Origin of the sequence: Delftia sp. UME58 (assembly GCF_014170385.1) — a bacterium.
Classification (GTDB): Bacteria; Pseudomonadota; Gammaproteobacteria; order Burkholderiales; family Burkholderiaceae_C; genus Comamonas; species Comamonas acidovorans.
In genome coordinates this window covers 23,115-40,442 of sequence record NZ_LZZV01000004.1, presented here as the reverse complement: position 1 = coordinate 40,442, position 17,328 = coordinate 23,115, and the positions used below count along the sequence as shown (strand labels likewise).

Sequence of the window (17,328 nt, the reverse complement as noted above, 5' to 3'; positions counted from 1 at the left end):
CGGTGACACTTTGGAACATTTGTGTTCCGCCGTGGCACTGGGCGAACTCCGCTTCCTGTGCCGCCTTCCCGGCGCCGTGCGCCGGGCCACTTGTTCCCCAACTGGAGATTTCCCATGAGCGTGGAAAAAGCCGAAAGTACCGTGAGCCCCGCCACCGACACGGCCATTGCCGATGCTGCCGTGGCCTCTGCCGAGACAGCCGATGCGCCCCTGACCCCGCAGGAGCGGCAAAACGAGGCCCTGCACACCATCAAGAACCACGTGATCACGGCCATGGGCATCGGCATCCTGCCGGTTCCGGGCCTGGACCTGATCGCCCTCACCGGCGTGCAGCTGAGCCTGCTGCGCAAGGTGGGCCGCCTGTACGGCCATTCGCTGTCGGACGAGACCGGCAAGAAGCTGCTGGGCGCGCTGCTGGGGGGCTACCTGCCGCTGGTGGTGACGGCACCGCTGGCCAGCCTGCTGAAGTTCATTCCGGGCGTGGGCATCGCCGCCGGCGTGCTGGCCCAGTCCACTTTGGCGGGCGCGACCACCTACGCGGTCGGCAAGCTGTTCATGCAGCATTTCGAGACGGGCGGCACCTTCCTGGATGTCAAGGTCTCGGACATGAGCAGCAAGCTCAAGCAACAGGTGGAAGAGGGCAAGGCCTTCGTCCAGAAGAACGTCGGCGGCGGCAAGGCCGGCGCGTCCTGAGCAGGCACTGCCCGGTTGCGATGACATCGATGCAGCCCTCCCGCTGCCCCTGGCTGGCCTTCGGTGCAGGTGCGGCGGATGCAGGCTTGCGCCTGCTGTGCCTGCCCTTCGCCGGTGGCGGTGCCTCGACCTATCTGGGCTGGCGCCGTCATCTGCCAGGCGTGGCCGTGGCGCCGCTGCAGTACCCGGGCCACGAAACGCGGCTGTCGGAAAGGCCGCTGGTCAGCCTGGACGCCATGCTGGCCGGCCTTGCCGATGCCGTGGCGCCCTGGCTGGACCGTCCTTACGCGCTCTTTGGCTGCAGCCTGGGCGCGCGCCTGGCGTTTGCCCTGGCCCGGCAACTTGCCGAACGCGGCCTGCCGCCACCGTGCGGGCTGCTGGTGGCCGCCAGCGCGCCCCCCGGTCGCCCGGCCGTGGCCGATACGGCTGGCCTGGATGATGGCGCCTTCCAGCGGCTGGTCCGCTCCTATGGCGGCATCCCGCCCGAGCTGGATGCCGACCCCGGTTTCTGGGCCATGGCGCTGCCCGTGCTGCGGGCCGACTTCGCGCTGGCGGCCCAGCCGCTGCCGGGGCCGGGGCATCCCCTGGATTGCCCCGTGGTGGCCTATGCGGGACGGGCCGATACGCTCGCCACGCCCCTGGCGATGGCCGGATGGTCCGCCATGACCACGGGCGGCTCGCGGCTGCATTGCTTCGATGGCGGGCATTTCTTCCTCCAGTCGGCTCCCGACTTCCTGGACACTCTGTCCGCCGACATCGACCGCCTGCGCCTGGGCGCAGCGGCCTGCCTGGTGCCTGCATGAACGATTTCCCGATGATGACGAGCGGCGCGCTGCGTGCCGCGCTGCTGTGTACGCTGATGGCGGGCGGCCTGGCCGCCACCACGACGGGCGCCAGGGCCCAGGACGTGGGGCACCGGCTGGGCAGCAACAACCATGTGATCGAAGAGCCGCTGCAGGAACTGGTCAAGAGGCGCCGGCCCAAGGGTCAGATCTATGTGTCCATTCCCCAGGCCCTGGTGATCCTGGCCAACGACGGCATGAACCGCCGCTCCGTGTGCTCGCCCCAGATCCAGGTGAACAACTCCTCCAACCAGACCATGGAGGAGCTGGTGGCCGGCATCCGCTACCGCAAGCAGGGCAACGACAAGTCGGCCGGCAGCACGATCGCCCGCTTCTATGTCCTCAAGGTCGGCAAGCAGGACCTGACCCATCTGTCCAATGCCATCGATGTGGGCAGCTGCGACAACCTGACCGGAGAGCTCGAAGTCATCGAGTGCACGTACTCCAACGGCGCCGACTGCTCCGCCGACGTGCGTGCGCTGGCCTACGGCGCCATTCCCCTGAAGATCATCGACAAGAAATAGGAGCCCGGGCATGTCGAACGCCTTTCTCATCTATCTGATTTTGTGCCTGATCGTTTCCTTCATCGGCCGGCGCACCCGCCTGGGCTGGATGCGTACCCTGGTCGTGGCTTTCATGCTGACGCCGCTGGTGGCATTCATCTACCTTCTGCTGTTCGCCTCGCTGCAGGCCGAAGACCGCCTGGGTGGCCGCTGACGCATGCGCCTGACGGAACTCCTGATCCGCGATGCGCGGACCCCGCTGCAGCGCCTGGGCTTTGTCGCTTTCCTCGCCGGTGCCTCCAGCACGGTGATCCTGGCCGTGGTCAACTCGGTGGCGACGGACAGCCAGCTGCGTTCGGGCGGCAACGCCCAGTACGTGGCGCTGTACGGATTGGCGCTGCTGGTCTACATCTTCAGCCAGCGCTATGTTCTCAACACCACCACCGACGAGGTCGAGCGCATCGTTGACGAATGGCGCCGCCGCCTGATCCGCAAGCTGGCCGCCAGCCGCCTGGTGGGGGTGGAGAAGATCGGCCATGGCGCCATCTTCACGGCCATCAATGCCGATACGCAGACCGTCTCGCACACTGCCGGCAGCCTGATCCTGGGCGTGCAGGCCGTGATGATGATCCTGTGCACGGCGGTCTACATCGCCACGCTGTCCCTGCCTGCGCTCGGGCTGGTGGTGGTGGTCCTGCTGCTGGCCGCGCGCGTGTATGCCCGCCGTGGCCAGCGTGCCAGTCAGGATCTGCGCCGCGCGCATGAGGAAATCGGCGCCCTGCACGAGATGGTCGAGGCGCTGCTGGGCGGCTTCAAGGAAATCAAGCTGTCCAGCCGCCGCGCCGCGGAACTGCTGGACGATGCGGTGCGCGTCTCCTCGCGCACGGCCCACTACCGTTCGCTGGCGCAGCGCACGCTGGGCATGAATTTCGTGTTCTCCCAGGCGGCGATCTTCGTGCTGCTGGGCTCGCTGGTCTTCATCCTGCCGGTGTTGAGCACGACCTTCGCGGCCATCACGGTCAAGGTGCTGACCGCCGTGCTGTTTCTGGTCGGGCCGGTGTCGGGTGTGATCTCCGCCGCGCCGCAGATCACCGTGGCCAATGCGGCTGCGGAGAACCTGCTGGCTGTCGAGAAACTGCTGGATGACAACGTGGAGCCTCCGGGCACCGGCACCGGCACCGGCACCGGCACCGGCACCGGCACCGGCACCGGCACCGGTACGGGTGCTGATGCCGGTACGCGTGCGGCCAGTGCTTCCGCGGGGTTCGACACCATCGAGTTGCGCCATGCCGTCTTCACGCGAGGCGAGGGCAGCGACCGTTTCACGGTGGGGCCTGTCGACCTGAGCATCAACCGGGGTGAGACGTTGTTCATCACGGGCGGCAACGGTTCGGGCAAGACCACGCTGGTCAAGCTGCTGACGGGGCTGTATCCGCTGGACTCCGGCTCCCTCGTCCTGGACGGGCAGCCCGTGGACGCCCAGGGTCTGCAGGCCTACCGCGACCTGTTCGGCGCGATCTTCTCGGACTTCCACCTGTTTCGCACGCTGTACGGCCTGGACCCTGTCGATAGCGCACATGCCGATGCGCTGATCGACGAGATGGAGATCGAGAGCAAGGTGCACATAGAGGGCGGCCGGCGCTTCTCGACCGTGGGCCTGTCCACCGGACAGCGCAAGCGCCTGGCCCTGGTGGCGGCCCAGCTGGAAGGCCGGCCCGTGCTGGTGCTTGACGAATGGGCGGCAGACCAGGACCCGCATTTCCGCGCCAAGTTCTACGAGGTCCTGCTGCCGCGCCTGCAGCACAAGGGGGTGACCGTCATCGCCATCACCCATGACGACCGCTATTTCCACCATGCGGACCGCCGCGTACACATAGAGGACGGGCGCATCGCCTCCGTCTCCAACCGAGGGAGTGCATCATGAACGCCACCACCGCAAGCCGGGATGGCGGCATGGCCGCGATGGGCCGCAGGCTGTGGGCACGGCTGCGTTTTTTCGGGGACGATCTGCTGATCGCCGCCGTGGTCCTGCTGGTCATGCTGGTCTTTCTGCTGCCCTCCATGGTCGTCACCATTCCGGCGGGCCACCTCGGGGTCCACTGGAAGCGCTTTGGCGGGGGCACGGACATCGACTCGGTGCGCTCCGAGGGCACGACCCTGATTCCGCCCTGGGACATCCTCTACATCTACGACGCCCGCCTGCAGAGCGTGGACCGCGAGTACGAGGTGCTGGCCTCCGACGGACTGAAGCTGCAGGTCACGCTGGCCTGGCGATTCCGCCTGGTGCCCGAGTTCCTGGGGGAGCTGCACCGCTACATCGGCAGCGACTACACCGAGACCCTGGTGGGCCAGTCCATCGGTGCGCGTGCGCGCGACGTGATCGCCATCTACCGCCCCGAGGATATCTACACCAGTCACCGTCTGGAAATCCAGAACCAGATCTCGGAGTCGGTGCGCTACGACATCCGCCACCGCTTCAACACCGAACTGCGTTCTGGCCAGGAGTGGGTGCTGATCGAGGACGTGCTGATCAAGCGCATCGTGCTGCCGGGCGGCGTGGAAGATGCCATCGTGCGCAAGAACGTCACCCGCCACGAAGTCGAGCAATACGCGCTGATGGTGGAAAAGGAAGGGCAGGAGAGCGAGCGCAAGCGGGTCGAGGCACTGGGCATCCGCAACTTCCAGGAAATCATCAGTGGCGGCATGAACGATGCCTATCTGCGCTGGCGCGGCATCGAGGCGACCCTGGAGCTGGCACGCTCCGAGAATGCCAAGGTGGTCATCATGGGCAACGACAAGACGGGCGGGCTGCCGCTGATCTCCATCGGTGGCGAGGGCCTCAAACCCGAGGGCAAGACGGCCGGCAAGCCGGTCGCCGGCACCAGCAGGGGCGATGCCTCCACGCCGGCAGATGCCGTTGCCGGACCGCTGGTGCGCGACGCCAGGCCTGCCTCGTCCGCCATGCCACGGCCGACGGTTCCCGACACGCACCGGCGCGAAACGGCCAGGCCGGAAGCCACCCCGGCGCCTGCTGCGGCTGCGGCTCCTGCTCCTGCTCCGTCCATGCACCGCGATGGCATCGCGGCCGCCAGGTGACACTGCAGCGGCTGCGCGTGCCGGCCCATGCGCCGCTGGATTTTGAGCTGCCACCCCTGGCGCCGGACTCTGCCGTCTGCCTGGGGCTGACACTGGACTGGACACTCGAGCGCGTCTTTCGCCCGGCGCTGGCGGCGCATACCGCCACCTGCGAACATGCGCGCGCTGCGCGTTTTGTGCAGGGGCGCGATGCGCTGCGCCACCTCGCGGGGCGCAGCCTGCTGCGGCGTCTGGCCAGCGCCTATGGCGGCATGCCGGCGCTGGCGCCGCTGGCACTCAACTCCTTCGGTCGGCCCGATTTCGCGGCCTTCGGGCTGGGTTGCAACCTGAGCCACAGCGGCAACCAGGTCTGGGCCGTGGCCACGCGCTGCACCACGGCGGGCATCGACGTCGAATCCGCCCAGGCACCCCCTGACTTCCTGGGCATTGCGGCCTGTTTCCACCCCGCGGAGAAGCGGGCCATGGAGGCCCTTGCCGAAGAGGCGCCCGGTGCGGCCATGCGCTGCTGGGCGCGCAAGGAGGCAGTGTCCAAGGCAGTGGGCCAGGGGCTGTCGCTGCCGCTGGATGCCTATGCCGTGGACTGCGGGCCTGCCGCCTCCGGTTGGCTGTGCCATGCCCCGGCCGGCATGGCGCCACAGGACTGGACTACGCTGGATCTGCCTGTGCCGGCCGGCTATGTGGGCGCGCTGGCCGTGGGGGCGCCGGGAGTCCAGGTGCAAGTGCTGCTGCTGGAGATGGAGGCCTGAGCGGGGCTGATCCCGGCGCGCCGTGCACACCATGCGTGAAACGAGGGCTGAACCATGACCATTTCCCGTGCCTTGACCCGCGATGGCCTGCGCCGGCTGCGTGCGCGCGAAGTCATCCGCAATCACACGCTGATGACCGCTGCCGGCGCTGCGGCGCCTCCCGGCATGATCAGCGCGGCCGTCGCCATGGCCGTGCAGCTGCGCATGGCGCAGCGGCTGTGCCTGCTGTTCGGCGCGCCTTTCACACAGGAGCTTGCGGTGCAGGTCATCACCGGGCTCGTGCAGGCCATGGAGCCGCCGCGCCTGGGCACGCAGGTGCTGCGCTTGGCCTCCATTGCCAGCTGGTTCACCGGACCGCTGACTTGTGCAGGCATCAATGCCGCCTATACCTGGGCCATCGGCGAGGCCTTGCTGGAGCAACTGGCCACGCATGCCAGCCTGGGAATGCCGCCTGCCAGCCCGGGCCTGCCGGCTTGACGGCGTGCGACCTGCAACGGGCTGCGCACTGCGGCCTGGCCAAGGTCGCCCTTGAGACGCTGTTGCGCGCGGCAAGGCCCGCAGGCGCGCCGTACGCGGCTACCATCAGGGTTACTGCTGCGCCAGGTGATGTGGGCGCTGCCTAGAATCTGCTGCAGTGCAATAGATCAATTGCCCGTACAAGCACGTACAAGAGGAGAAGCATTGCAATGCAAGAGACGACAACAGCCGCCGCCCCCAGCGCCCAGCGCGTGATCAAGAAATACCCCAACCGCCGTCTCTACGACACCAACACGTCCTCCTACATCACGCTGACGGAAGTCAAGCAGCTGGTGATGAGCAACGAGCCCGTGGTGGTCAAGGACGCCAAGAGCGGCGAAGACCTCACGCGCAGCATCCTGCTGCAGATCATTCTTGAAGAAGAGGCCGGCGGCGCGCCCATGTTCTCCGAGACCGTGCTGGCCAACATCATCCGTTTCTACGGCCATGCCATGCAGGGCTACATGGGCTCCTATCTGGAAAAGAACGTGCAGATGTTCACCGACTTCCAGAACAAGCTGGCCGAGCAGGCCCAGGGCACCTCGCCCGAGGCCTGGAGCCAGTTCATGCGCATGCAGCCGCCCGCCATGCAGAACATGATGAGCAGCTACATGGAGCAGTCGCAGAACATGTTCACCCAGATGCAGGACCAGATGCAAAAGCAGACCGAGCAGATGCTGAGCGCCCTGGGCATCAAGCGCGGCAGCTGAGCTTTCAGGGATAAGTTCGGGGGCGATGTGCCAAGTTCACGCAGAACTGGGACAATATCGCCCCTATGAATCCCACGAGCGACGCAACAACCATGACAACCCCTGCCGGCGCGGCCGCTCCGCGCGTGGGCTTCGTGTCTCTTGGGTGCCCATAGGATAGCCTGTCTATACGCGTTGATATGTCCTACCGTTGTAAGGTGGGTCTGTTGATGAACAGCGATCGCCCCATCTCTGCTCGTCAAGCATGTTCAAGGTGACCACGCTTGACGGCGTGCTTGCGAGTCGGGCGACCTTATAGTTCTTCTGGGTATGTCTGATGCCCATTTTTAATTGGGCAAGTCTATCTATGCTGCAATTCCATAATAAGTCGCAATAGCGCTAGATAGAAGATTGCTAGCAGTTCCAAGACTCACTGCCCAGGCACCCGATGCAGACAAGCTCAGCATTTTTCCTATCCACAGGCTCACCCTTTCCCCGAACGCGCCCGTCGAAGTAGGTTTCGGGTCAGCCTCAATCGCCAATTTAAGTTCGGTCAGCTCTGGTTCGCCAACATTGTGTTTGCGAAGATGTGTTAACAGGCCCTCCAAGTCGCTGGCGGATAAGCCCATGTTCAAGGTCTGCTGGATTGTGCTTCCGCTAATGTCACCAAGAATACCTTGAAAATTTTCAATATTAATTGTGGATGTCATTGAGGTTTTGCTTGGGTTGAATTTCTCAGCGGATTCAGGTGATTTTTCCAAGTGATACTCAACATGCTCCTTGAAATCTCGAACAAACGGGAGAACCAGAGAGCTAACAAATTTTCGTAAGCTCTGAGTTAGATTGTTGCCATTAAAGTAGGTGTGTGCAAAGGGGATGAGCTGGTCAGGTTGATCGCGAAACTTGCGAAGCAGCAATAGGCACAAGCCGAGGTATTGGCGATGGTCATCGGGCCAAGCAAGCCTTGCGCTGCCTACAATGCTTGCGGCAGAGCGTTCGCTTTGGGCTAAGAATGCTTCAAGATCTACTTGCCTTGTGAGTTCCTTGGTGAAAGGGTGAAATTCCTCCGAATCTAGAGTCTGCACCAGCACGCGGTAAGGTCTTGGGAGAGATTGATAGTCAGCCCCTTGTAGGTCGAGTACCGCATTGTTAATGCGGTTGAACAGGGCCTTTTCATTCGACATTGTCTGCTCCCTGTTCACGGCGAAGCTCGGCCGCGCGACGAAAGATCATATCGGCTAGCTTTTCTTTGGTGTCGGCGACGATCTGATCTACAAAGGGTGTGCCAGCCCATGGCGCCACTCGCTCATCGACTTGGGATTCGATGTTTTTGACAGCAGCATCGATAGATGCTGGGTCGTTAGGATCGAACTCAACGTTCATAGTGCCTAGGCTTTCTAGAGCCGCTGATAGGGCGTTCAAGTTTTTTGACATGGCATCTAATCCAGTGATTTTCAGCACTATCTTCTCCTAATGGTGTGTATGGGAAACTTTGATTAAATGAAGCGCATTTTGCCGATAGAGTAGTTATGTTGGTAATTAAATATGGCAATGTTCAGCATAGCCTCGATAGGCAACGATGAGGGCGGCGTCTCAACAGGTGGTTGAATTCCTGATACCGGGAGTTACAATAATTTCGGTGGATCTGGTTCTCAAGTTCTGAGCCTATCGACAAATGTTTCTCAATCGCATACATATGGAGATCAAATGACAATTCCTCAAGCCGTAGCTCTTGGTGTTGCTGGTGATGAACTTGGAAAGAAGATAGCAGGTTCGGAAGTGAGTGTGGGCCGAACTGCTACTTCGACGGCTCTGGGAGCCGGTATGGGGGCAGTTGCTGCTGGCTCCTTAACTGTCGGGGCTGCTGCAGTTGGGCTGACGGGTGTTGCTGCTGTTGCCGCACCTATCGTGGTTCCATTGGCAGTTGCTGCCGGAGCGGTTTCTTTTGTGAAGAGCCTGTTTGACTAAGTTATCCAGCTGTCCGTGAACTTCAAAAAAGCCCGCCAGGGTAACCGGGCGGGCTTTTTGTTGGGGTGGTGTAGCGTCTACTCGGGAGCATCGACTGCACCTGGCTGGATGGGCTTGCTCAGGATGCGCAGGAATCCTTTGCCCTGAAGGAAATTGCGGTAGCAGTTAACGGCCACGGCCTGGGCCTCGCGGGCCACGTCTTTACCTGCCGCGATGACTTGGCCGTCCTCTGAGATTATGGCCAAGCGCCCGGGCTTGCCGTTGATGCTGACGCTCAGGCCCTCATGACTGACTGCGCTGATTTGCACGCCGTCGATGGCGCCAGTGGGTTGTGTCCCGATCATGCGTGCACCTCCTTGCGCTTTGGGTGGTAGGGGCTGGTTGCGCTGAGGTCCGTCTCAGCCTGCAGCATCTCGCCGCCGCTGCTCTGCGTTCGGGCGACAAGCCGGCGCGTCACTTCGTGGATCTCGCCGGCCGTGAGCTGCTGCAGCTGGTAGACGTGTAGATCAATCGCTGTCGTGAGGGCGTCCAGCTCGTAGAAGTGCACTGCGCTGGGGCGCCATGCCCCGCTGCCCATGCCGCGTGCATAGTAGGCATCGCACGCCGCCAGGGCGCTGTCGAAGTGCTCGGCCAGGCCCCGCACGATGCCGCCGCGCTCGATCTCCTGTGCGACTTGGATAGTGCTGTGCATGACCGTCGCGTGCACCTCGGTAGCCGTGCCGGCGCGGATCTGCGCGAAGCATTCACGCACAGGGTCGATGATCGATGCGATCTCTTCGCTGGTCAGCTTGGTGCCGTGGTGGTTGATCACGGCAAACGTGTCAGGGCGGCCAGCCCAGCGACTGCGGAATGGTTTGCGTCGGCTGCTCATGCCAGGCTCTCCAGTTCCTTGGTCTCAAAAGTCGCGGCCTTGGACACAGAGCCAGGCTTGCCCGCAAACTCTACTTTCCAGCCCTCGGCCGTCAGCGCGGCCACGGCTCCCTCTTGCCAGCGATGTGCGCTATCGGGGTTGAGCACACGCACGCGCTTGCCCACAATGGGGTCCGCTGTGTAGGGTTCCAGTTCCTCGGGCTCGAAGCCTGCGCGCTGGCCTACGCCGGCGCCGAATTCCACGATCAGCGACAGGTGGCCAGACCGCACCACGCCCACGCGGCCGCACTCTTTGCGTGGGCGTCCGGTTGTTCCCTTGAGGCCTGCTTTCACGCGCACCAGATCGCCGCTGTGAAACTCGGGCGCCTGGCTGGTGGCTGCTTGATCTGCTGCCCCGGTGCCGGCGTCCGCACTGTCCTGGCCATCGTTAGCGGGGGCAGTCTGCGCAGGCGCAGACTGCTGCGCGTCATGGGTCACGGCCTGGTCAACATCAGCGGCCGCAGGGGAGGGCGGCAGGCCCTGCGCAGCGTCAGCTGCGACTGGACCTGCATCGTCGCCCTGTGCGGCTGCAGCCGCGCCTGATTCTTGGTCTTGGAGTGCGGCCGCGATAGCGGCCGAGGCTTCGGCGGCAGTCGTCTTCGGCTCGGCGCTCGCACGCGCAGCGGGGGATTTTTTGGCTTTGCCCTTCGCGCGACTCTCGCCAGCGCGCGCAGCGGGATCAAGGGGTAGATCCGCCTTCGGAGCGGCAGGTTTGACGGGGGCAATCTTCGGCAAATGCTTGTCGGCCGCTGCCTTTTTGACCTCCTTAATTTCAGCCTGCAGGCGCTCCTGCAGCACGGCGCCGGCGACCAGCATCAGGCCCTCATTCGGCGTGCCGTTGTAGGGGTTGTGCGTGGCGCGGCTGTCCCCCTGCATGATGCAAAGGAGTTGTAGGAAATCGGGGTTGACGGTTTCCTTGGCGTACTCGATCAGCGCGGCATGGGCGCCCACGCGGTCGAAGCCGAGCACATCGGCGATGGCCTGTGCGTCGTCGGTGCCGAGGCTCTTGACGGAGCGCAGTGCGAGATAGCGATGCACATCCAGATTGAAGGCCGGCGGCTGTTCGGCATTGAGGGTGTTCCATGCGCGATCAAGCAGGGCATCGCGCCATGCCTGTTCAAATTTGGCCTGTGCCTTCGCTTCGGCCTGTGCCTTCTTGGACTCGGAGAACTGCCGGGCTTCCTTGGCCACTTTCTCAGACGCCTTTGCCTGGCCGTCCACGATTTTCAGCAGGCGCAGAACCGTCTCATTGGGTAGGGCGTCTACAAGCTCGCCCTTGCGGCGCGGGCTTTCGATCTTGACCGGCTGGATGCCCTCGGCCTTCATCTGGTCGCCAATGATTTTTCGCAGGGGGTGGTCGCCTGGGCTGTCCTCGATGGCGTCCAGTCGGCGGTAGCCGAGCAGCTTCTCGTTGTAGCCCTGGGCCTGAAGCTCTGCAGCTTCCTTGCCAACAATGACGGTATGCCCCTTGTCCTTGGCCTCCTGCACGATGCGGGCCGTGTGCGCTTCGGACTTGGCCTCATAGCAGGACTTGTCAGTGCAGATGTCTGCACGGCCCATTTCCTTTTTCAGCTCCGCATTGGCGCCGGTGCGCTTGCTGCAGTCCACGCAACTGCCAGCGGAAGGCACTAGGCTGGCGTCTGTGATCGTGAACTTGGCACGGTCCAGGCGCACCATGTACTCGTTTTGCACAAGATCCTCGCACGCGCGGTAGCTGGGCTTCTCCCCCTGCCAGTCGGTGCGGGTGATGTCTTTGAGTGCTTTGATTTGAAGTTGTGCACTGGGGATGCGTGCCAGCAATTGCGCGCGGCTGAAGTCAATGTCCCCTTTGCGCAGCACCTCGCGGACCTCTTCGCACAGGTCGAGGATCTTCATGACGTTGAAAACGTAGGTGCGGCTCTTGCCCACGTCCTCCGCGATTTTCTCCGCCGTGGTTTCTCCGAGGTCCAGCAGTTCCCGATAGCCTTCGGCTTCTTCGAGCTTCGTGATATCGGTACGCTGCAGGTTCTCAATGACGGCCGCGCGCAGGGCGTCAGCGTCCGACATCGGGCGGATCATTGCCGGGATCTCGGCCACGCCTGCGAGCTGGCTGGCGCGCCAACGGCGTTCCCCTGCCACCAGTTCGTATTGCGCGCGCTCGCGCTTCTCGGCCTTCGCAATTTGCTGCTCATCGCCAATGCGCGACTCGGGCAGGGGGCGCAGCAGGATGGGCTGCAGCGCGCCGCCCGTGGCTTTGATTGAGTCGGCCAGCTCCTGAAGCTTCGCCTGGTCGAAGTGCTTGCGCGGGTTGCGCAGGCTCCGTGCAATGCTCATGACGGGCACATGCAGCATCAGGGCGCCTGCGCCAGGGGTGGGCATGGCGGCGGTCTGGGTGTCGTGTGTGCTGGTCATGCTGCAAGTCCCTCCTGCTGGCCCTTGATGCCAAAGGCGCGGCGCGCCGCGTTGCGCACTTCGGCTGTGACGCTGTGGCCGAACTCCTCCGGGTCCAGCAGATCGCGCACCAGGGCAACGCAGGCGGCTGTGTCGGGATCGACGCGCGGGCTGTCATAGATCACGCGCCGGCAGGCCGGTTGCCGCTGGATGTGCTGGATCATTTCCAGTGCTGCGGATTCCTGTGGAGCCAAAGGCGCACCTACGCGGGGTGTGCGCAGATCCGATTCGACTTGGACAGCGCCAGGGCCGACATGCTTGATTTCGATGACGATTGCTTTAGCCATGAGCGGCCTCCTTGTGGGTCTTTGGGGTGATGTCGCCGGCTTTGCGCAACGGCGTGATTGCGCTGCAGTAGCCGAGGGTCGTGCGGATCTGTTCGATGGGGGCGGAGACGCAAACACGCATGCCTTTGCGCATGGCCTTTGCGGCGTCCTGGGCTGCTGTGCGCAGTTGGGGCGGGTAGACCTGTTCGGCTCGCACGGGCATGTCGCATGGGCCGTCTGAGTCGATCAGCAGGGTCAGCACGGGCATGGCTGTGCGTTCAGCGCCGAGTTGCATAGTGCGGACCTCGGCGTCCTGCAGCAGCGTGCCGGTGATCTGGATCAGAGCCATGGCGCGCCCCCGAACTTGATTGCGATGAGGGCGCCGAACAGGGCCAGGACTAGGCAGCGCAGCACGGTGCGGCGGACGCGGCGCGGACGGTGCGGGCCGTCCATCTGGATGGGCGGGCGGCTCATCGTGCGGCCCTCGCGCTGATGGGGTGGCTGTGGCCGAAGAGGGCCATTGCGCGGGCGATGGCATCAGCGGCGCCGGTGGCTCGGATGGTGTGGCGCGTGCGGCCGCAGGTGACGGTGTAGAGGGTCAGCATTTGGACACCTCGCCGTAGATGCGTCGAGCTGCAGCGATTGCGGGCGGCTGGCCCCAAAACAGCAGGCCGCCGCTCTCTGCCAACTGCTTGATGTGTCGCCTCGTTTCGTCCATCACTGCCCAATGGCCAGACCAAAGGGCGTCTGCCACGGGGCCTTTTTTGCGGCGAGCAAACAGGGCGCGCAACTGCTCGGCGTGCCTGAGGGTGTCGCTGGCCAAGGCCAAGTACATGGCTACAGGCGCAGAGAATGGTGCGTGCTTGGAGACGGCTGCCGACATCACAGGCCTCCCGCATCGGCATCGGTCAGCACGACGCCGGCCAAGCCGGGAATGCACATCAGCACGTCGATGAGGTGGCTGTCCGGTGGCGGGATATCCAGAGCCATGTAAGCGGCGCCTGCTGCTCTGAGGATGCCCTGCTGCACTCGGGCCTGCGCTGCCATGCACATGGCGTCCAAATCGAGCGCAGTGCGACCCTCTGGCCTTGCGTCTTGTATGGACGGTGCAACTACGTCGCGCCAGAAGCCCGCGCTTGAGCAATCGTGTCCGAGGGCAATGCACGATGCCTGAGTGCAGACGCGTGCACTGGTTGCGGTGCTTGGATTCAGTTGATTCATACGCTGCACTCCTTGCCTACTTGCTCCAAGCAGGCGAAAAAAAACCCGCCGATTTATTGGCGGGCTTGTCCTGTTGAGCACATGCGGCACCCCAGATAGGGCTGCTAGGATTCAAATATTTCGGAGGAGATGCTATGAAACGTCTTGGGTGGTTGCTCGCCAGTATGGCGACGCTTTCGACATTTGCGGCTGCTGATGAGGTCTCATACCGCAAGCAGTTCGGAGATTGGACCGCCGTCATTACGGCCAATGCCATGACTGATGAGCAGGTCTGCGGTGCGCTCTATTCAAAGGACAGCAGCATCGTTTATACGAGTAGAGACAGCTTCAAAGTCAACATGCGCGGCAAGGGTGGTGCATCGTTTTTTCGGTACCGCTTCGGTAAGTCTGTCCCGAGTCATGGCGAAACAGTGACCGACGACGAGAACAGCGTGATCAGCGTCCCCGTTTTTATAAGCGAGGTGCTGACGTTGCCGAATCTGGTGGTGACCGGGGAGACGGTTACCCGCGAGCCGATAAGCATAAACATCTCCCTTAAAGGTTTGAGCGCTGCTCGTGCGGCGTTGCAACAGCGCTGTACTGGCATGGTTGCGTTGCCTTCTATGCAAGAGCTTCCCGACTGGGCTTGGCAAGCTACGCCTAGCAAGCCCAAACAGTAGAGCGCTCGAAACGAAAGCCGCCGAAGGGCGGCTTTTTTGTGTCAAGGGTGACGCATGTGCTCAACAGGTTGTTAACGATCCGGGGGGCTACCCCGGTCGATGCGGTGGCGCCCGCCTGAGCGATGACTCAGGCAGGCGAATTACAAATCAATTTGTTGAGCGTGTCAACAAGGCAATTTGTAGCTCAGGGGAGTGTCCCGAAGGAGGCGTCCACGACGATCCCGGTGAACGTGTCTCCGGCTTTCATTTCTAGGTACTTGTGCGGCCAGTCAGGGTTGATGGCTTCAAGGTAGGGTTTCCCATCGATGACCGTATAGCGCTTGAAGGTTGCTTCGTTGTCGGCTTCCCTTCGCGCGATCACGAACTGGCCGGGCGTTGGGTCTTTGTCTGGATTGACGAACAGCAGCATGCCCTCCGGGAATGAGTAGCGCCCCTGTGGGTTGGTCATGGATTCGCCGCGCACTCGGAGCACATATCCCCTTGGCCCCAGGTTATGCGGGCTCATGTACCACTGCTCGGCCTGGTAGGGCGTGAAGGCTTCGCAGTTGCCGTTCCAGGCCCCAGCTTGCACCCAGGTGATTAGCGGATACAGGGCGCCTTGTCTGATGTCCGGGCCGGGTTCCACATTAGCGGGGGTGGAGATGTCTGTTGGCCTGCCGACGCCAGTAGCAAGCCAGACAGCGCTAACGCGAAGCGCTTCAGCGATCTTCACAAGATGTTTGCTGCCAGTGGCGTTGTTCTTTGGATCGAGCAAGTACTGGATTGCTTGCGGCTTGATGCCCACGGCACGCGCCAGTTCGCTTTGGCTGCTCATGCTTGCAAGTTCCATGGCGATGCGTATGCGCTCTGCGAGTTGTGGGCTGTGTTCTGACATGAGGGTGATGCTACAAATTTCTTTGTTTTGTCGGTTGCAAAATTCTTTGTAGTAAGATACAAAGCAGCTTGTTATGACTCAACAAACTGCTTTGAATCCTCACGATGCTCTGCTTGCTGCCATCAAGAAGGCGGGCGGTCAAGCCGCGCTTGCTCGTCTTATTGGGAAGAAGCAGGGGCATGTGTCCTATTGGCTGGACTCTGGGAACGGTGTCCCGGCTGAGTATTGCCCCCTCATCGAGGAGGGCACAGGTGTTCTTTGTGAGCAGTTGAGGCCGAGAGTCCGTTGGGATGTCCTGCTGCGCCGTGGTGCTGATGCGGCAGGGGATACCAATGCATAGTCTTTTTCCCCCCTCCAGCAACCCGGCAACGTCGCCCGGGATTCGTCTCCTTCCCCAACTTGGTGCCGCACTCGCGGGAAGGCGTGTGCGGCTTGCGTTGCTGGCTGGAGTGGGTCTTTCTTTTCGTCATGCCCGCAGTGTCTTGCGCACTGCGGGTTGTCGCCATCCTGAAATTTCAGCCGTTCAAGGGGAACGGCCTCGGCGTCATCGCGCGGGGATGGCTTGCCACTCTTCGTCCGGCGCCTCTCCGTCCGGGCGCTTGATCCACACCAATTTGAGCCTGTCCAGCAGGTCATCGGATGCCCATCCAGGTAGCGGGCGCCATTCGGATTTGGGGTCGTGCTTGCTTCGGTCGAAGGCCGCTTCTTGCGCGGTGTTTTCGAGCGCGAACCGCACCAGCGTTTGGCTGGCGTTTTCTGTGATCAGGCGGTGATTGAAGGTGTACGCGGCTGCGCGGTTCGTGTCCGGGTCAAGTAGCAGCGAGTAGGGCAGTTCCTGTTTCTTTTTAAGGGGAAAACTCATGGTCAAGATCTTTCATTTGGTTGGTGCACAGGGCAGCGGAAAGTCTACGCATGCTCAGATGCTGAGCAAGTTTTTTGAAGCGCAAGGCCTCAGGTGTGCGGGGGTGAACGATCCCGACTCGGAGTTCGTTAAGGACCGTGATGCCGCTATGAAGCACTGGCCCGAAGCGGACGTGATTTTTCTGGAGCATCTGCCAGGGGAGCAGTTCAAGGCTTTGCCGTGCGACCAGGTCATTTCCTTGGCGCGTGGCAATGATGGCGAGGCCATTGCGCGTGATGCGCTTTCCAGCGCTCAGGACCGCATTCGCCGAGCAACACGCGATCAGTTGCTGGCGGCCACGGTAGACCCATCACTGCATCTGCCGGATGGTGAATTGTTTGTCACGGCTCGGATGCGTCGGCCGTACAGCAAGGCTGCAGAGGTGGTGCCGCTGCACGTTTCGCGCCTGCCGCTCTGATTGGTTGCCCCATGACCCGCCGCTATTCCGCGACCGACTGGCGCGACATCTTCTACAACGCGGTGCGCGAGGCGCCTGGCGGCGTGACGGCTGCCGCTGCATTCCTGACCGACCGCCGCGAAAAGGCGATTCATCCCGAGGATCTGCGCAGGCGTCTGCGTGGTGCTGATGGCGAGTCGCTGAGCACAGAAATGCTTGAGCTGCTGAGCGAGTGGCTGATTGACATGGGGCGCCCGGATGCTCGGCGCTGGCTTCAGTCGTTCAACGCTCGTTTCTCCATGGCCTCCGCCTATCTGCCGCCCCCGCCCGAGGGTGGGTGGGCCTGCGAGGCCACGGCGATACGCCAGAAGGTCATGCAGATCACCGCGAAAAACGGATTGCTCGCCGGCATCTGCTCCCGCGTCACCGAAGACAACCAGATCGATAGCAGTGAGTGCGATGAGCTGGAAGCGGGCTGCATGGAAATCATCGAGCTGGTGTTTCGACTGCGCCGCAATGCGCGCCGTGCTGCTGGTCGGTCGGAGGACTTCACATGAGGCCTGCAGGCGAAGTTCGCCAGGCGTTGGTCCTGGCTTGTGAGCAACTGGCTACGCCTGG

The 17,328-nt window shown here is 62.8% G+C and carries 25 protein-coding genes; 14 read left to right on the top strand and 11 right to left on the bottom strand.

The window, feature by feature from the left end:
• The first annotated feature begins 114 nt into the window (after nucleotides 1-114).
• The 9 genes from A9976_RS00815 (at nucleotide 115) to phaR (ending at nucleotide 7,106) form a co-directional block, all read left to right on the top strand.
• The gene (locus tag A9976_RS00815) at nucleotides 115-693 is read left to right on the top strand and encodes a YcjF family protein (RefSeq protein ID WP_016445288.1); all 579 of its coding nucleotides are present in this window, start codon (nucleotides 115-117) and stop codon (nucleotides 691-693) included.
• A 29-nt stretch (nucleotides 694-722) separates the two neighbouring features.
• A complete protein-coding gene (locus A9976_RS00810; RefSeq protein WP_183017407.1) occupies nucleotides 723-1,496 on the top strand; it encodes a thioesterase II family protein in 774 nt (257 codons plus the stop codon).
• On the top strand, nucleotides 1,493-2,059 hold the full coding sequence (locus A9976_RS00805; protein ID WP_183017406.1) for a hypothetical protein: 567 nt from the start codon (nucleotides 1,493-1,495) through the stop codon (nucleotides 2,057-2,059). Before A9976_RS00810 ends, A9976_RS00805 begins: the two co-directional genes overlap by 4 nt.
• Before the next feature lie 10 nt (nucleotides 2,060-2,069).
• Complete coding sequence (locus A9976_RS00800) at nucleotides 2,070-2,252, top strand: hypothetical protein (RefSeq protein WP_016445291.1); 183 nt, start codon at nucleotides 2,070-2,072, stop codon at nucleotides 2,250-2,252.
• A gap of 3 nt (nucleotides 2,253-2,255) precedes the next feature.
• Nucleotides 2,256-3,962: an ATP-binding cassette domain-containing protein gene (locus A9976_RS00795; RefSeq protein ID WP_183017405.1), complete on the top strand. Its 1,707-nt coding sequence runs from the start codon at nucleotides 2,256-2,258 to the stop codon at nucleotides 3,960-3,962.
• On the top strand, nucleotides 3,959-5,134 hold the full coding sequence (locus A9976_RS00790) for a prohibitin family protein (protein WP_183017404.1): 1,176 nt from the start codon (nucleotides 3,959-3,961) through the stop codon (nucleotides 5,132-5,134). Before A9976_RS00795 ends, A9976_RS00790 begins: the two co-directional genes overlap by 4 nt.
• Nucleotides 5,131-5,880, top strand: a complete 750-nt coding sequence (locus A9976_RS00785; RefSeq protein WP_183017403.1) for a 4'-phosphopantetheinyl transferase superfamily protein — start codon at nucleotides 5,131-5,133, stop codon at nucleotides 5,878-5,880. Before A9976_RS00790 ends, A9976_RS00785 begins: the two co-directional genes overlap by 4 nt.
• 54 nt (nucleotides 5,881-5,934) lie before the next feature.
• On the top strand, nucleotides 5,935-6,357 hold the full coding sequence (locus tag A9976_RS00780) for a hypothetical protein (RefSeq protein ID WP_183017402.1): 423 nt from the start codon (nucleotides 5,935-5,937) through the stop codon (nucleotides 6,355-6,357).
• A gap of 209 nt (nucleotides 6,358-6,566) precedes the next feature.
• Nucleotides 6,567-7,106 carry a polyhydroxyalkanoate synthesis repressor PhaR gene (phaR, locus tag A9976_RS00775; RefSeq protein ID WP_183017401.1) on the top strand — a complete coding sequence of 180 codons (540 nt, stop codon included), beginning with the start codon at nucleotides 6,567-6,569 and terminating at the stop codon, nucleotides 7,104-7,106.
• Between the two features lie 344 nt (nucleotides 7,107-7,450).
• Here the strand turns inward: phaR and A9976_RS00770 are convergent, their stop codons facing one another.
• Together A9976_RS00770 and A9976_RS00765 are read right to left on the bottom strand one after the other, a co-directional pair.
• A complete protein-coding gene (locus A9976_RS00770) occupies nucleotides 7,451-8,269 on the bottom strand; it encodes a hypothetical protein (RefSeq protein WP_183017400.1) in 819 nt (272 codons plus the stop codon).
• A complete protein-coding gene (locus A9976_RS00765; protein WP_183017399.1) occupies nucleotides 8,259-8,546 on the bottom strand; it encodes a hypothetical protein in 288 nt (95 codons plus the stop codon). The genes A9976_RS00770 and A9976_RS00765 overlap by 11 nt, the downstream gene beginning before the upstream one ends.
• 246 nt (nucleotides 8,547-8,792) lie before the next feature.
• Here A9976_RS00765 and A9976_RS00760 point away from each other — a divergent pair, with 246 nt between their 5' ends.
• On the top strand, nucleotides 8,793-9,053 hold the full coding sequence (locus tag A9976_RS00760; protein WP_183017398.1) for a hypothetical protein: 261 nt from the start codon (nucleotides 8,793-8,795) through the stop codon (nucleotides 9,051-9,053).
• Nucleotides 9,054-9,130: 77 nt separating this feature from the next.
• Here the strand turns inward: A9976_RS00760 and A9976_RS00755 are convergent, their stop codons facing one another.
• From A9976_RS00755 to A9976_RS00730, 7 genes are all read right to left on the bottom strand, one after another.
• The gene (locus tag A9976_RS00755; RefSeq protein ID WP_183017397.1) at nucleotides 9,131-9,397 is read right to left on the bottom strand and encodes a hypothetical protein; all 267 of its coding nucleotides are present in this window, start codon (nucleotides 9,395-9,397) and stop codon (nucleotides 9,131-9,133) included.
• Nucleotides 9,394-9,924 carry a hypothetical protein gene (locus A9976_RS00750; protein WP_183017396.1) on the bottom strand — a complete coding sequence of 177 codons (531 nt, stop codon included), beginning with the start codon at nucleotides 9,922-9,924 and terminating at the stop codon, nucleotides 9,394-9,396. Before A9976_RS00750 ends, A9976_RS00755 begins: the two co-directional genes overlap by 4 nt.
• Nucleotides 9,921-12,353, bottom strand: a complete 2,433-nt coding sequence (locus tag A9976_RS00745) for a ParB/RepB/Spo0J family partition protein (protein WP_183017395.1) — start codon at nucleotides 12,351-12,353, stop codon at nucleotides 9,921-9,923. The genes A9976_RS00750 and A9976_RS00745 overlap by 4 nt, the downstream gene beginning before the upstream one ends.
• Complete coding sequence (locus A9976_RS00740) at nucleotides 12,350-12,679, bottom strand: hypothetical protein (RefSeq protein ID WP_139223855.1); 330 nt, start codon at nucleotides 12,677-12,679, stop codon at nucleotides 12,350-12,352. Before A9976_RS00740 ends, A9976_RS00745 begins: the two co-directional genes overlap by 4 nt.
• Nucleotides 12,672-13,007 carry a hypothetical protein gene (locus A9976_RS00735; RefSeq protein ID WP_183017394.1) on the bottom strand — a complete coding sequence of 112 codons (336 nt, stop codon included), beginning with the start codon at nucleotides 13,005-13,007 and terminating at the stop codon, nucleotides 12,672-12,674. The genes A9976_RS00740 and A9976_RS00735 overlap by 8 nt, the downstream gene beginning before the upstream one ends.
• A gap of 121 nt (nucleotides 13,008-13,128) precedes the next feature.
• Nucleotides 13,129-13,263 carry a hypothetical protein gene (locus tag A9976_RS31260; protein WP_259649059.1) on the bottom strand — a complete coding sequence of 45 codons (135 nt, stop codon included), beginning with the start codon at nucleotides 13,261-13,263 and terminating at the stop codon, nucleotides 13,129-13,131.
• Entirely contained in the window at nucleotides 13,257-13,541 is a 285-nt protein-coding gene (locus tag A9976_RS00730) for a hypothetical protein (protein ID WP_183017393.1), read from the bottom strand. The genes A9976_RS31260 and A9976_RS00730 overlap by 7 nt, the downstream gene beginning before the upstream one ends.
• Nucleotides 13,542-14,013: 472 nt before the next feature.
• Here A9976_RS00730 and A9976_RS00725 point away from each other — a divergent pair, with 472 nt between their 5' ends.
• Nucleotides 14,014-14,538, top strand: coding sequence for a hypothetical protein (locus A9976_RS00725; RefSeq protein ID WP_183017392.1), 525 nt, complete (start codon nucleotides 14,014-14,016; stop codon nucleotides 14,536-14,538).
• Nucleotides 14,539-14,722: 184 nt separating this feature from the next.
• Here A9976_RS00725 and A9976_RS00720 read toward each other — a convergent pair whose 3' ends face one another.
• Nucleotides 14,723-15,352 (bottom strand): LexA family transcriptional regulator, encoded by a 630-nt coding sequence (locus A9976_RS00720; protein WP_220808447.1) that lies wholly within the window; start codon nucleotides 15,350-15,352, stop codon nucleotides 14,723-14,725.
• Nucleotides 15,353-15,485: 133 nt separating this feature from the next.
• On the opposite strand from A9976_RS00720, the gene A9976_RS31835 reads away from it, so the two are divergent.
• The gene (locus A9976_RS31835) at nucleotides 15,486-15,752 is read left to right on the top strand and encodes a YdaS family helix-turn-helix protein (RefSeq protein WP_183017391.1); all 267 of its coding nucleotides are present in this window, start codon (nucleotides 15,486-15,488) and stop codon (nucleotides 15,750-15,752) included.
• A gap of 204 nt (nucleotides 15,753-15,956) precedes the next feature.
• Here A9976_RS31835 and A9976_RS00710 read toward each other — a convergent pair whose 3' ends face one another.
• Nucleotides 15,957-16,274 (bottom strand): hypothetical protein, encoded by a 318-nt coding sequence (locus A9976_RS00710; RefSeq protein ID WP_183017390.1) that lies wholly within the window; start codon nucleotides 16,272-16,274, stop codon nucleotides 15,957-15,959.
• Here A9976_RS00710 and A9976_RS00705 point away from each other — a divergent pair.
• Both A9976_RS00705 and A9976_RS00700 read left to right on the top strand, forming a co-directional pair.
• Nucleotides 16,273-16,731, top strand: coding sequence for a hypothetical protein (locus A9976_RS00705; protein WP_183017389.1), 459 nt, complete (start codon nucleotides 16,273-16,275; stop codon nucleotides 16,729-16,731). The genes A9976_RS00710 and A9976_RS00705 overlap by 2 nt on opposite strands.
• Nucleotides 16,732-16,742: 11 nt before the next feature.
• Nucleotides 16,743-17,267: a hypothetical protein gene (locus A9976_RS00700; protein WP_183017388.1), complete on the top strand. Its 525-nt coding sequence runs from the start codon at nucleotides 16,743-16,745 to the stop codon at nucleotides 17,265-17,267.
• Nucleotides 17,268-17,328 lie beyond the last annotated feature (61 nt).

What these genes read in the sequence shown, in the direction of transcription:
- A9976_RS00700 (WP_183017388.1), top strand. Translation starts at nt 16,743, where the DNA reads ATGACCCGCCGCTATTCCGCGACCGACTGGCGCGACATCTTCTACAAC.
- A9976_RS31260 (WP_259649059.1), bottom strand. Translation starts at nt 13,263, where the DNA reads ATGCTGACCCTCTACACCGTCACCTGCGGCCGCACGCGCCACACCATC.
- A9976_RS00725 (WP_183017392.1), top strand. Translation starts at nt 14,014, where the DNA reads ATGAAACGTCTTGGGTGGTTGCTCGCCAGTATGGCGACGCTTTCGACA.
- A9976_RS00745 (WP_183017395.1), bottom strand. Translation starts at nt 12,353, where the DNA reads ATGACCAGCACACACGACACCCAGACCGCCGCCATGCCCACCCCTGGC.
- A9976_RS00805 (WP_183017406.1), top strand. Translation starts at nt 1,493, where the DNA reads ATGAACGATTTCCCGATGATGACGAGCGGCGCGCTGCGTGCCGCGCTG.
- A9976_RS00810 (WP_183017407.1), top strand. Translation starts at nt 723, where the DNA reads ATGCAGCCCTCCCGCTGCCCCTGGCTGGCCTTCGGTGCAGGTGCGGCG.
- A9976_RS00740 (WP_139223855.1), bottom strand. Translation starts at nt 12,679, where the DNA reads ATGGCTAAAGCAATCGTCATCGAAATCAAGCATGTCGGCCCTGGCGCT.
- A9976_RS00790 (WP_183017404.1), top strand. Translation starts at nt 3,959, where the DNA reads ATGAACGCCACCACCGCAAGCCGGGATGGCGGCATGGCCGCGATGGGC.
- A9976_RS00705 (WP_183017389.1), top strand. Translation starts at nt 16,273, where the DNA reads ATGGTCAAGATCTTTCATTTGGTTGGTGCACAGGGCAGCGGAAAGTCT.
- A9976_RS00770 (WP_183017400.1), bottom strand. Translation starts at nt 8,269, where the DNA reads ATGTCGAATGAAAAGGCCCTGTTCAACCGCATTAACAATGCGGTACTC.
- A9976_RS00730 (WP_183017393.1), bottom strand. Translation starts at nt 13,541, where the DNA reads ATGTCGGCAGCCGTCTCCAAGCACGCACCATTCTCTGCGCCTGTAGCC.
- phaR (WP_183017401.1), top strand. Translation starts at nt 6,567, where the DNA reads ATGCAAGAGACGACAACAGCCGCCGCCCCCAGCGCCCAGCGCGTGATC.
- A9976_RS00800 (WP_016445291.1), top strand. Translation starts at nt 2,070, where the DNA reads ATGTCGAACGCCTTTCTCATCTATCTGATTTTGTGCCTGATCGTTTCC.
- A9976_RS00720 (WP_220808447.1), bottom strand. Translation starts at nt 15,352, where the DNA reads ATGAGCAGCCAAAGCGAACTGGCGCGTGCCGTGGGCATCAAGCCGCAA.
- A9976_RS00815 (WP_016445288.1), top strand. Translation starts at nt 115, where the DNA reads ATGAGCGTGGAAAAAGCCGAAAGTACCGTGAGCCCCGCCACCGACACG.
- A9976_RS31835 (WP_183017391.1), top strand. Translation starts at nt 15,486, where the DNA reads ATGACTCAACAAACTGCTTTGAATCCTCACGATGCTCTGCTTGCTGCC.
- A9976_RS00710 (WP_183017390.1), bottom strand. Translation starts at nt 16,274, where the DNA reads ATGAGTTTTCCCCTTAAAAAGAAACAGGAACTGCCCTACTCGCTGCTA.
- A9976_RS00795 (WP_183017405.1), top strand. Translation starts at nt 2,256, where the DNA reads ATGCGCCTGACGGAACTCCTGATCCGCGATGCGCGGACCCCGCTGCAG.
- A9976_RS00780 (WP_183017402.1), top strand. Translation starts at nt 5,935, where the DNA reads ATGACCATTTCCCGTGCCTTGACCCGCGATGGCCTGCGCCGGCTGCGT.
- A9976_RS00755 (WP_183017397.1), bottom strand. Translation starts at nt 9,397, where the DNA reads ATGATCGGGACACAACCCACTGGCGCCATCGACGGCGTGCAAATCAGC.
- A9976_RS00750 (WP_183017396.1), bottom strand. Translation starts at nt 9,924, where the DNA reads ATGAGCAGCCGACGCAAACCATTCCGCAGTCGCTGGGCTGGCCGCCCT.
- A9976_RS00760 (WP_183017398.1), top strand. Translation starts at nt 8,793, where the DNA reads ATGACAATTCCTCAAGCCGTAGCTCTTGGTGTTGCTGGTGATGAACTT.
- A9976_RS00735 (WP_183017394.1), bottom strand. Translation starts at nt 13,007, where the DNA reads ATGGCTCTGATCCAGATCACCGGCACGCTGCTGCAGGACGCCGAGGTC.